Here is a 9,689-nt window from a genome sequence, read left to right as displayed (position 1 = left end):
GGCGCCTGGGCGCAGAGTGCGCCTGGTGGCCCGCTTTCTCCATCGGCGGGCTGGGCAGCGCAGCGAGCAGGGATCGGGCCAGCTAGTAGTCAGGCAGCGATTCTCGCTAAAAGCCAGTTCTTTCTTTCTACTCTCTCCAACTCCGCGATTGGTGGCAAGACAGAAACAGTACTCCGCTACGGGGTGACAGAAAAGCTCTCCGTCGGGCTCTCGCACCTACGCAAGCAGGGGACGCTACGGCCCAATGTCAACTACACTCTCACCTCTGAGTCCGTGGAGTCCCCCTCATTAAATATCGGTATTTACGAGAATAGTATCGGCGGCAAGGGCTCCGCATTCTACGCAACCGCAGGCCGAACGCTCTCGGACATGGGGCCTGTCACGTTTTCCGGGTACCTGGGCGTGGCAAAAGTCAGCGGCGAGCGTGCTCCTCGCTTCTTAGTCGGCGCGGCTCTTCCGCTCCTAAACAATGCGCTCACCGCCTCAGCGCAGTGGGAAGGCAAAAAACTCTCTCTAGGCATCGTCGGGATGGTCGGCACGCTTGGCAAGTACCCCATACGCTTTGGCCTTGTCGCCGTCGGCGACACGCTAGGCACGCTGGGCGCGACAACCTGGCAGCGCTAGTTTTTCCATGCAGCGCTAATTTTTCCATGATGATGCGAAGGCTCTGGTTTACCAAACTGCTCGTGGCACTGGTTCTGATGATTTCCACCAGTGCGCCTTCGCTCGCCTCTACCCTAGGCTGGTTCTGTGACGGGCGGCTCTGTGGTCTGTCTCTTTGTTGCTGTGACCAGCCCGACATCAAACAAGCCGATCCGAAGTGTATCCGGCCCCGCACAGAGTCCACGGCGTCTACAAGGCAGCCCGCTCTCTGCAGGACAGAGTGTGGCTGCACTCCGGTCTTCACAGGAGCAAGTGAGCACCCGGCGTCTCGGATGCCCACTTCGGATCCGTGCACTCTGCCCGTGTTCGTTTATGCAGCGGCTCCGATCACTCCTGCGCCGCTGCTCTACGCGCCGCTCATTCAGGTGCTTCTCCCCGACTACCGTGGCCCTCCTACCGCCCCTGTTTCTCTCCCTTCCTCGGGGCTTCGCGCCCCACCTGCTTCCTGAAAACGCTCTACGTCATTTTGCGAGTTTCGACCCATGCTCGCTGACTTCGTTTTCGGAGGCTCCTTTTGTTTATCACCCTAATTTTCGCCCAGGAAGTCCCTGCGCCCTCGCTCACTCTGGAGACAGCGGTGCGGGAGGCTCTTTCCCACCATCGCCGGCTTGCAGCGGCCCGCAAGGAAACCGACGCGGCGCGGCTTGCGGTGCGCTCAGCCCATGCCCGGACCAATCCGGAGATTTACTTCGCCCCCGCACTGGATCAGTTCAACGGCACCACCGAAGAGCTGCTCATCACGCAGCCACTGGAGATCAACGGCACCCGCACTGCCCGAACCCGTGGGGCGCTCGCCAAGCTTCAGGTTTCCCATGCTCGGCTCCAGACCGAGCAGCGTGAGGTTGTTGGTGCCGTGAAGACTTCGTACATTCAGCTCTGGCGCGAGCGGGAAACTCAGGTGCTGGCCAAGTCGCTTTCCGAGACCGCCCAGGTCGTGGATCGCCTGGCGAAGAAGCAGGTGGAGCTGGGGAGCCGCCCTGGAATTGATCTTGCCCAGACCGGGCTGGAGGTCACGCGGGCAAGGCAACAGGAGACCCTCGCGCTCTCAAGGGTTCGTCAGGCTGAAGCCGGGTTGAACGGCGCGATGGGCCGCTCGCCCGAAGCCCCCCTTCCCGCCGTCGAGCTGCCCACCGAGAAGACGGAGCAGATCACCGTCGAGATCGCGATCTCGGGTGCTCTCACCAGGCGCTCAGAGGTGTCAGAGGAAACAGCGCGGCGAGAGGCACTTCGGCAAGAAACGGCTCTCGCCCGAGCGGAGGGAAAGCCCGATGTCGCGCCACAATTTCGCTCACAGTACGTCACGTTTCAGACCCCGAAACGAAGCGACTACGGGTTCTCGGTGGCGGTTCAGCTTCCTCTTTTAGACTGGGGGGCACGCAGAAACAAAATTCAGCAGACGGAGGCCGCAACGCTCGCGCAGGAAGATAGGATCGAGCAAGCCCGGCAAGAGATTCGCCGGGAGGTCGTCCAAGCACTTGCTCGGCTTGAGGGTGCAACAGCAATTCTAGCGAGTTTCACCGAGGCGCTCCCTCAGGCACAAAAGCTTCTTAAGGCGTCGCAGCTCGGCTTCGAGGAAGGAAAGACCTCGGTGCTAGCCGTGCTGGAAGCCCAGCGCATGTACCGAACGATACTGACAGAGTACGCCCAGGCTCGGGCAGAGCGGGCGCTTGCCCAGGTCGAACTGAGCCGGACGATGGGAGGCACACCGTGAAGAAACTCTGGTTAATCGTCCTATTGCTCCTGTTGTCTGGCTGCCCAAAGCCAGAGCCTGAGAACCAGGAAATGGCAAAGGATGAAAAAGCAACACAAGGCATCGCGTTCGAGAAGGAGTCGCTGAAGCTGGCGGGCCTCGGGATCGAGACGGCGAAAGAGGGCGAGTCAGGAGAGCGGCTGACCGTCACCGGAACGCTGGAGGCAGATCCCGCCGCCACAGCCATCGTCACGTCGCGCGTCGAGGGCAAGATCATTCGGCTTTCGCCCAATGTCGGCGACACCGTGGGCGACGGAGCCACAGTTGCGGTGATTGAGAGTGAGAAGCTCCACGAGGCTCAGCTCAACTACACTCTCGCCGTAAAGCGCCTGGAAGCAGCACAGGCGGATCTCGCCCGTCGGCGAAAGCTCGCCTCACTGGGAGCCTACGCACGTCCGGGCGTCGAGGAGCCGCGAAGGCTAGAAACCGACGCCAGTGCCACTCTGGAGAGAGCGAAAAGCGAGGTACGCGCCGCCGAGTCCGCACTAGTCGAGGCCAAGAGCCGACTGGCATCGCAGGATGCCGCCGTGGAGCAGTCGAAGACAGCGGAGGTGCTGGCGGCAAGCCAGAGGGAGCTCGTTCAGAAGCAAGTGTCCCGCAGCGAGCGGCTTCTTGCCGCGCAGCTTGTCTCCCATCAAGAGCACGAAGGAGTTCTCGGGCAGCTCAAAGCGGCAAGTGCGCAGCTCGAACACGCCCAGGCCGAGACACGCGCTTCCCAGGCGAAGCGAAGCGAAGTACAAGCCAGCATCGAGAGCGTCCGAGTGCGCCAGGAAGCCGCAGAGAAGGCTGTGACGACAGCGACGAAGCAGCTCGCGCTCGCTCGTCAGGCTCTGGCACGCGGCGAGGCGATCTTCAAGGGGAACTTCCTCACCAGCCGGGAGGTAGCCGAGGCGGAGGCGACAGTGGCGCAGGCACGAGTCAGCGCGGAAGGGGCGCTCGACGATGTGCAGCTACTGGGCGGCCAACCTGGCGACAACCACTCCATTCCGGTACATGTGCCCTTTGGGGGGCGCGTGCTGGAGCGCAAGGCGACGCTTGGCCAGACCGTCACGGCGGGTGAGCCTATCCTGACACTGTTGAACCCACGCACGCTCTTCGCCCAGCTCGCTGTTTTCCCCTCCGATCTAGTGCGCGTCCGGCCCGGCCAGCGCGTCCAGCTTGCCATCGAAGGACGGAAGTTTCCCGGTGTCGTGGATCGCCTTGGGGAGAGCGCCGATGAGAAGACCCGCATTGTAAAGGTTCGGGTTCGCGTGGACAACGCCAACGGGCGACTCCGGCCCGGCCAGCCCGTCACGGCGACGATCGGGGAGGCAACCAAGCGCATGGTTCTCGTCCCTGCCGGAGCGGTTCAGACCCAGGACGGTAAGAAAATTGTCTTCGTTCCTGGAGATAAGCCAGGAGAGTTTTCTCCAAGAGAGGTCGAACTCGGTGTCACCCAAGACGGCAAGACCGAGATTCGTTCGGGCCTAAAGCGGGGAGAGAGATTCGTCGCGAAAAACGCTTTTCTGGTCAAGTCACAGGCCATGAAGAGCGAGCTGTCAGAGGAATAGGAAGAGGAATGCAACTATGATCGAAGCAATTGTCAAGTTTTCTCTCAAGCAGCGCGCCGTGGTCTTGATTCTCTCCGCGCTTTTGCTTGGTCTCGGTATCTGGAACGCCCAGCAGCTCCCCATAGATGCCGTGCCCGATATCACCAATGTCCAGGTTCAGGTCAACGTGACCGCCCCTTCTCTCGGAGCGGAAGAAGTGGAGCGCCAGCTCACCTTCCCGCTGGAGATCGCACTCGCGGGGCTACCCAAGCTCGAAGAAACCCGCTCTATCTCTCAGTTCGGTCTCAGTCAGATCGTTCTCGTTTTTGAGGAGGGCACTGATCTTTATTTTATTCGGAACCTGGTTGCCCAGCGCCTGGAAGGGGCGAAAGAGCAGCTTCCCCCCCGTGTGAAAGCGGAGCTGGGACCGGTGACGACAGGCCTCGGGGAGATCTACTACGCTCGGCTCGACAATCCGAATCTCTCCCTGATGGAGCGGCGCAGCCTGATGGACTGGGTCGTGCGGCCCGCGCTACTCTCCGTGCCGGGTCTGGCCGAGGTGAACACCTGGGGTGGCGAGGCGCGGCAGGTGCAGGTGCAGCTCGACCCGCAGAAGCTCCAGGCGCTCGGCTTCTCCGTGCCCGATGTCGTGAAAGCCATTTCCGAATCCAATGAGAACGCGGGCGGCGCGGCAATCTCACAGGGTGGCGAGCAGCAGCTTGTGAGAAGTATCGGCACCGCGAAAGGAGCCGATGACTTGAAGAAGATCGTGCTCGGTGCGCCCGAGGGCGTCCCGGTCACGCTGGCACAGGTCGCCGTGATCACCGATGCCCCCCTGGTGCGTCAGGGCGCGATGACGGCAAACGGTCAGGGTGAGCAGGTCTATGCAATCAACCTCCTGCTCATCGGGGAGAACGGACGGATCGTCGTCGAGCGGACGAAAGAGAAGCTTCTCGCCATCGAGAAATCCCTGCCGCCCGGCTCGAAGCTACTGGGTTTTCTGGATCGCGCCGAGCTAATCGAGCGCACGCTTCAGACCGCAATCAAGAATCTCGTTGAGGGTGGGGTTCTTGTCATTATTGTCCTCTTTCTCTTTCTGCTCCAGCTTCGCGCCGGGCTGATCGTCTCCGCCGTGATCCCGCTGGCGATGCTCTTCGCCGTGATCGGAATGCGCGTTTTCCATGTCTCCGCGAACCTGATGAGCCTCGGGGCGATTGACTTCGGCTTGATTGTGGACGGAGCGGTGATTATCGTCGAGAACACCGTGCGGCGGCTGGTCGAGGCGCGGCACCACTCAAACCGTGACTTGACGGAGCCGGAACGCCAAGACGTGATCTACCGCGCTGCTGCCGAAGTCCTGAAACCCTCGCTCGCAGGCATCGTGATCATCATGGCGGCGTATCTGCCGATTCTCTCGCTGGACGGAGTGGAGGGGAAGATGTTCCGCCCGATGGGCCTGACGGTTCTCTTCGCGCTCACGGGAGCGTTGCTGCTCTCGCTCACGCTAGTTCCAGCACTCTGCTCACTCTTTCTCAAAGCCCGCTCCGAGAAAAGACACCCGGTTCTACACCAAATGGAGCGGGCCTATCGCCCGCTTCTGGAGGGAACCTTGAGGCTGCCGGTGGTTCCGGTGACGCTCTCCGTTGCGCTGCTCGCGATCGCAATCTGGCTCTTCCCTCGTCTTGGCAGTGAGTTCATGCCACAGCTCGACGAAGGAGCTATCGCCGTCGAGGCCATCTATGCGCCATCAATCTCTCTCGATGAGGTCGTCGAGCGGGCGGGGGTCGCAGAGCGATTTATCCAGCAGAAGTTCCCCGATGAGATCAAGGAAGTCGTGACGCGCATCGGGCGGCCCGAGGTCGCCACCGATCCGATGCTCATCAATCAGACCGATATTCTCATTGATCTAAACTCACCCAGCCAGTGGAAGAAGGCGAAATCCAAAGCCGAGCTGGTGGAGAAGGTCGCGACAGAGCTGAACAAGCTGCCGGGCATGGGGGTGTCGCTGACCCAGCCGATTCAAATGCGGATGGGTGAGCTTCTGGCAGGTGTCGGGCAACGCTCAGATTTAGGCGTGCAGCTCTTCGGCCCCGACCCGGCGACGCTCGCGAGCGAGGCCGACAAACTCACCAGACTCATCCGTAGTGTCCCCGGCGCAGTAGACGTGCGCGCCGAGACGACGCAGGGTTTGCCACAGCTTCAGATCGCCCTGGATCGCGACACCATCGCTCGCTACGGCGTTCGAATCGCCGAGGTCAACGCCACGCTTGCGGCTGCCGTCGGTGGCCAGGTAGCGACCACGCTCTCCGACGGCGCAACCCGTGTGGATGTCTCCGTGCGTCTTCAGGAGCGATTTCGCTCCACTCCTGAGGCCATCGGGGAGATTCCCATTTCCCTCGTGGGTGGCGGCAGTATCCCGCTCCGACAGCTTGCGCGTATCTCCTCAATAGAAGGCCCGGTGCAGATCTCCCGCGAGAACGGGCAGCGACGCATTACCGTACAGTCTAATGTCAGGGGGCGCGATTTAGGCTCACTCGCCGAAGACGTGAAGAAAAAACTGAACGCAGAGTATAAGGCTCCCGTCGGCTACCGACTGGAGTTCGCAGGGACATTCGAGCAGCTCCAGAGCGGGCGGGCGCGGCTCGCCATCGTGACACCCTTGGCTTTCCTTTTAATATTCTCTTTGCTCTACACCACGTTTGGAAGCCTAAAACAGGCAGCCCTGGTCTTTACGGGAATTCCTCTGGCGGTCACAGGAGGCGTCTTTGCGCTCTACTTGCGCGGCCTGCCGTTCTCGATCTCGGCGGGCATCGGATTCATTGCGCTAGCGGGCATTGCGGTTCTCAACGGCGTGGTGCTGGTCAGCTTCATCAATGACCTGCACCGCGAAGGAAAGCCGACACGCGAAGCCGTCGTCGAAGGAGCCGTGGCGCGACTCCGGCCCGTCCTCATGACCGCCAGCGTCGCGGGAATCGGTTTTCTCCCGATGGCGGTGGCGAGTGGTGCAGGCGCAGAGGTTCAGAAACCGCTCGCCACCGTCGTGATCGGAGGCCTGATCTCCGCGACGCTGCTCACGCTTGTCGTCTTGCCCACACTCTACGCCCGATTTGAGAAACAGTGACCAGTAAAAGATTTTAGAGCGGGCAGCCGCACGAGTAACGAAATCACAGCGATGCACCAGCTCCTGTTTTAACGTTCCAAAGAAGCTTTCCACAGGAGCGTTGTCCCAGCAGTTGCCTCGACGGCTCATGCTACACGCGATGCCAGAAGACGCAAGCTTTGCCTGAAAGTCGCCACCGGCGTACTGAGAACCCCAGTGACTGTGATGCAGCAACCCTATAGAACCGATCTGAAGTCTCTGCCACGAGATACACTTTTACCGGATCTTACGCAAATTAGGTGAAAGGCACCGTACCTTACCTCTCCGGATCTCATTCTCTTTTTACGTTGGATTCGGAAGGGGCAAACTCAACGCGGAATAACCAGCTTCCACGCGTATTTTTGGCACGGCGGAATAGCACACTGTCTTTGCCCAAAGGGCACGTTACCTTTCGTTTGTCCCAATCCACCGCAAACGCATTAATTTCAAAGCCTTCAGCCGCAATTCCTTGACGGCTTCCATCACGAGCAACAAAGCCAAACAGTAAAGTACCATACTTCTGCTGGCTCGTCACCAGATGGGAGGCTTGCGTGTAACCCTCATCTACCAACTGTTCACCAGGCAGGCGATTCGAAGCGGATAGACTCGCCTGAATCAAGGAAGCAGTCCAGAGGGTACACTAGCGCGTGTGTGCCAAGTGCATGGAAAATCGCCAGGTCGTGTAAAAGGCACTAAGATCTCCCCTGCGACACGCTACGCGGTGATTCGAAGGTCTCCCCAAAAGGTCAAACCGGGGCCGAAATTAGTCCAAACATGAAAATTCGAGCGAGGGTGCGTATTTCCAGTCAATACGTGCTCTGACGGCATCTGCTGCTTGGCGATCTGAGAGATTCTCAATGAACTGAAACAGAGTCACGAGCATGAGCCTCCACGGGGCTAATGCGGGTTGTCCCCGCCTGGGGAAAAGGTCTGCAAATTGCTCGTCCTTGAGGAAAATTTCGAAAGTATCTCTCATTTTGATGTAGAGATTGTTCTTCTTGAAAGCGGCCTTTGCGACGCGCTGTGTCTGTTCTGGAATGGGTGGTAGCTCCGAGGATTTGAGGGACATGGCTGGACTCCGAGGTTAGATTTCCTCGATTTTACCGTCATCGGGCCGCCACGCGAATTCGCCAGCAGTATCATACCGTGCTGTCAGCTCACCGACGGACTTACGCCGGGAGTACCGTTCAATGGGTCGTTAAAATGACCGGCTATTCGACAATCAATGTTCCCCTTAGCATCCCCATTCCACAGGTGAAGCTGTAGCGCCCTGGCTTGTCTGGCGTGAACTCTACCTTCGTTTTCTCATGTGCGGGGAGCTTCTTGCGGATGCCAAACTCAGGGATTACGACCTCCTCTGAGCAGCTCGACGTCTCGACACGGTGGAAGATTAGGCGGGTGGGAACTCCCACCTTGAGATTAATAGTTCCTGGCTCGTAGCCGCCCTCGACCGTGATCTCCACTTCCTGAATATTCGTCGTCATAGTTGCTTTCTTCCCTTCTTGCTTGCCGAAGAAGAACCAGAGGATAAAGGCGATGATCCCGGCTCCACTGACAATAACGATGATCTGGCTGGTATCCATAGATAATTTCCTTCCTCCGCTCGATGGGTTAAGCAGCCCTGACCTTGAAACTCTTAAGCCGTAGACTGTTGACGACAACGGATACCGAGGAAAGGCTCATGGCCGCGCTGGCAAACACGGGAGACAGTAGCCAGCCCGTAAAGGGATACAATAGTCCCGCCGCGATAGGAATGCCAATGAGGTTATAAACAAAGGTGACTGATTGTATTCAGAGCTTGATGGCTTGGGAGAGGGAAACCTAACCTCCGTGCCCCATCATCTTGTGGTAGTCTTCGATTTCTTTCTTTTGGGCAACGATAATATCCTCAGCCAGTTTCTTTACTTCGGGGCGCTCGCTTTGAGTCTTTGCCAGTGTACTCATATCAATCGCTCCCTGATGGTGAGGAATCATCATTTCAAAGAACATCGTGTCAGAGGTGACGGGCATCGCCATCATGGCTTTCATGTCCTCGTTCACCAGGGCTTGCTGCGCGGTATCCGGAGCAGCCTTGTACCACTCCTTGAGCCACGCCGTCATTTGAGCGATCTCTTTGGTTTGCGCGCTAATCACCTTTTGGGCGTTCTGCTTCGTCTCCGGTTTTTTCGCTGCTGCAAGAGCTTGCTTCGCCATCGTGACCGCCGCCTCGTGATGAGCGATCATCTGCGAGAGAAACGCGATGTCGAACTCTTTTGCCTTGAGAGTCTTGAGCGCGTCCATACCCGTCGTTCCCATCGCCATGGACATGCCCTCCATCTTGGGCATGGGCTCGGCAGCGGCCTTGGCGACGGGAGACGCCGTGCTTGATGGCTCGGGCGGCGTCTTGTTGCATCCGGCAAGCAAACCCAGCACGGACGCACCGAGCAAGGATGTTAGGATCGGTTTGGAGAGCGTAGTCATTCTGTCTTGAACCCTGCCTTTTCGATAGCGGCTTTGATGTCCGCAGGCAGGGTAGCGTCCTCGTGCGTGACGGTGATGCGCTTAGCATCAACATCTACAAGGATCTCGCTGACACCCGCAACCGTACTCACTGACTTCTTGATCGCGC

The 9,689-nt window shown here is 59.1% G+C and carries 9 protein-coding genes and 2 pseudogenes; 5 read left to right on the top strand and 6 right to left on the bottom strand.

Annotated features, from left to right (window positions below):
- From ACH2EH_RS18840 to ACH2EH_RS18820, 5 genes are all read left to right on the top strand, one after another.
- The coding region (locus ACH2EH_RS18840; protein ID WP_395144042.1) for a hypothetical protein at window positions 1-624 on the top strand (624 nt) is incomplete at its 5' end.
- A gap of 26 nt (window positions 625-650) precedes the next feature.
- Window positions 651-1,112, top strand: coding sequence for a hypothetical protein (locus ACH2EH_RS18835; RefSeq protein WP_395144039.1), 462 nt, complete (start codon window positions 651-653; stop codon window positions 1,110-1,112).
- A gap of 65 nt (window positions 1,113-1,177) precedes the next feature.
- Complete coding sequence (locus tag ACH2EH_RS18830; protein ID WP_395144038.1) at window positions 1,178-2,374, top strand: TolC family protein; 1,197 nt, start codon at window positions 1,178-1,180, stop codon at window positions 2,372-2,374.
- Window positions 2,375-2,445: 71 nt separating this feature from the next.
- Window positions 2,446-3,963 carry an efflux RND transporter periplasmic adaptor subunit gene (locus tag ACH2EH_RS18825; RefSeq protein WP_395144036.1) on the top strand — a complete coding sequence of 506 codons (1,518 nt, stop codon included), beginning with the start codon at window positions 2,446-2,448 and terminating at the stop codon, window positions 3,961-3,963.
- A 16-nt stretch (window positions 3,964-3,979) separates the two neighbouring features.
- The gene (locus ACH2EH_RS18820) at window positions 3,980-7,063 is read left to right on the top strand and encodes an efflux RND transporter permease subunit (RefSeq protein WP_395144035.1); all 3,084 of its coding nucleotides are present in this window, start codon (window positions 3,980-3,982) and stop codon (window positions 7,061-7,063) included.
- Between the two features lie 6 nt (window positions 7,064-7,069).
- Here the strand turns inward: ACH2EH_RS18820 and ACH2EH_RS18815 are convergent.
- From ACH2EH_RS18815 to ACH2EH_RS18790, 6 genes and pseudogenes are all read right to left on the bottom strand, one after another.
- Window positions 7,070-7,279, bottom strand: a pseudogene (locus tag ACH2EH_RS18815) (integrase core domain-containing protein); the annotation flags it as partial.
- A 94-nt stretch (window positions 7,280-7,373) separates the two neighbouring features.
- On the bottom strand, window positions 7,374-7,700 hold the full coding sequence (locus tag ACH2EH_RS18810) for a hypothetical protein (RefSeq protein ID WP_395144033.1): 327 nt from the start codon (window positions 7,698-7,700) through the stop codon (window positions 7,374-7,376).
- A gap of 165 nt (window positions 7,701-7,865) precedes the next feature.
- Window positions 7,866-8,150 (bottom strand): annotated as a pseudogene (locus ACH2EH_RS18805) (transposase); the annotation flags it as partial.
- A gap of 142 nt (window positions 8,151-8,292) precedes the next feature.
- Window positions 8,293-8,664 (bottom strand): cupredoxin domain-containing protein, encoded by a 372-nt coding sequence (locus ACH2EH_RS18800; RefSeq protein WP_395144032.1) that lies wholly within the window; start codon window positions 8,662-8,664, stop codon window positions 8,293-8,295.
- 238 nt (window positions 8,665-8,902) lie between these two features.
- Window positions 8,903-9,541 (bottom strand): DUF305 domain-containing protein, encoded by a 639-nt coding sequence (locus ACH2EH_RS18795; protein WP_395144030.1) that lies wholly within the window; start codon window positions 9,539-9,541, stop codon window positions 8,903-8,905.
- On the bottom strand, window positions 9,538-9,672 hold the full coding sequence (locus ACH2EH_RS18790) for a heavy metal-associated domain-containing protein (protein ID WP_395144044.1): 135 nt from the start codon (window positions 9,670-9,672) through the stop codon (window positions 9,538-9,540). Before ACH2EH_RS18790 ends, ACH2EH_RS18795 begins: the two co-directional genes overlap by 4 nt.
- Between the last annotated feature and the right edge of the window lie 17 nt (window positions 9,673-9,689).

It is taken from the genome of Armatimonas sp. (genome assembly GCF_043760365.1).
Classification (GTDB): Bacteria; Armatimonadota; Armatimonadia; order Armatimonadales; family Armatimonadaceae; genus Armatimonas.
This window is presented reverse-complemented; position numbering and strand designations above follow the sequence as displayed.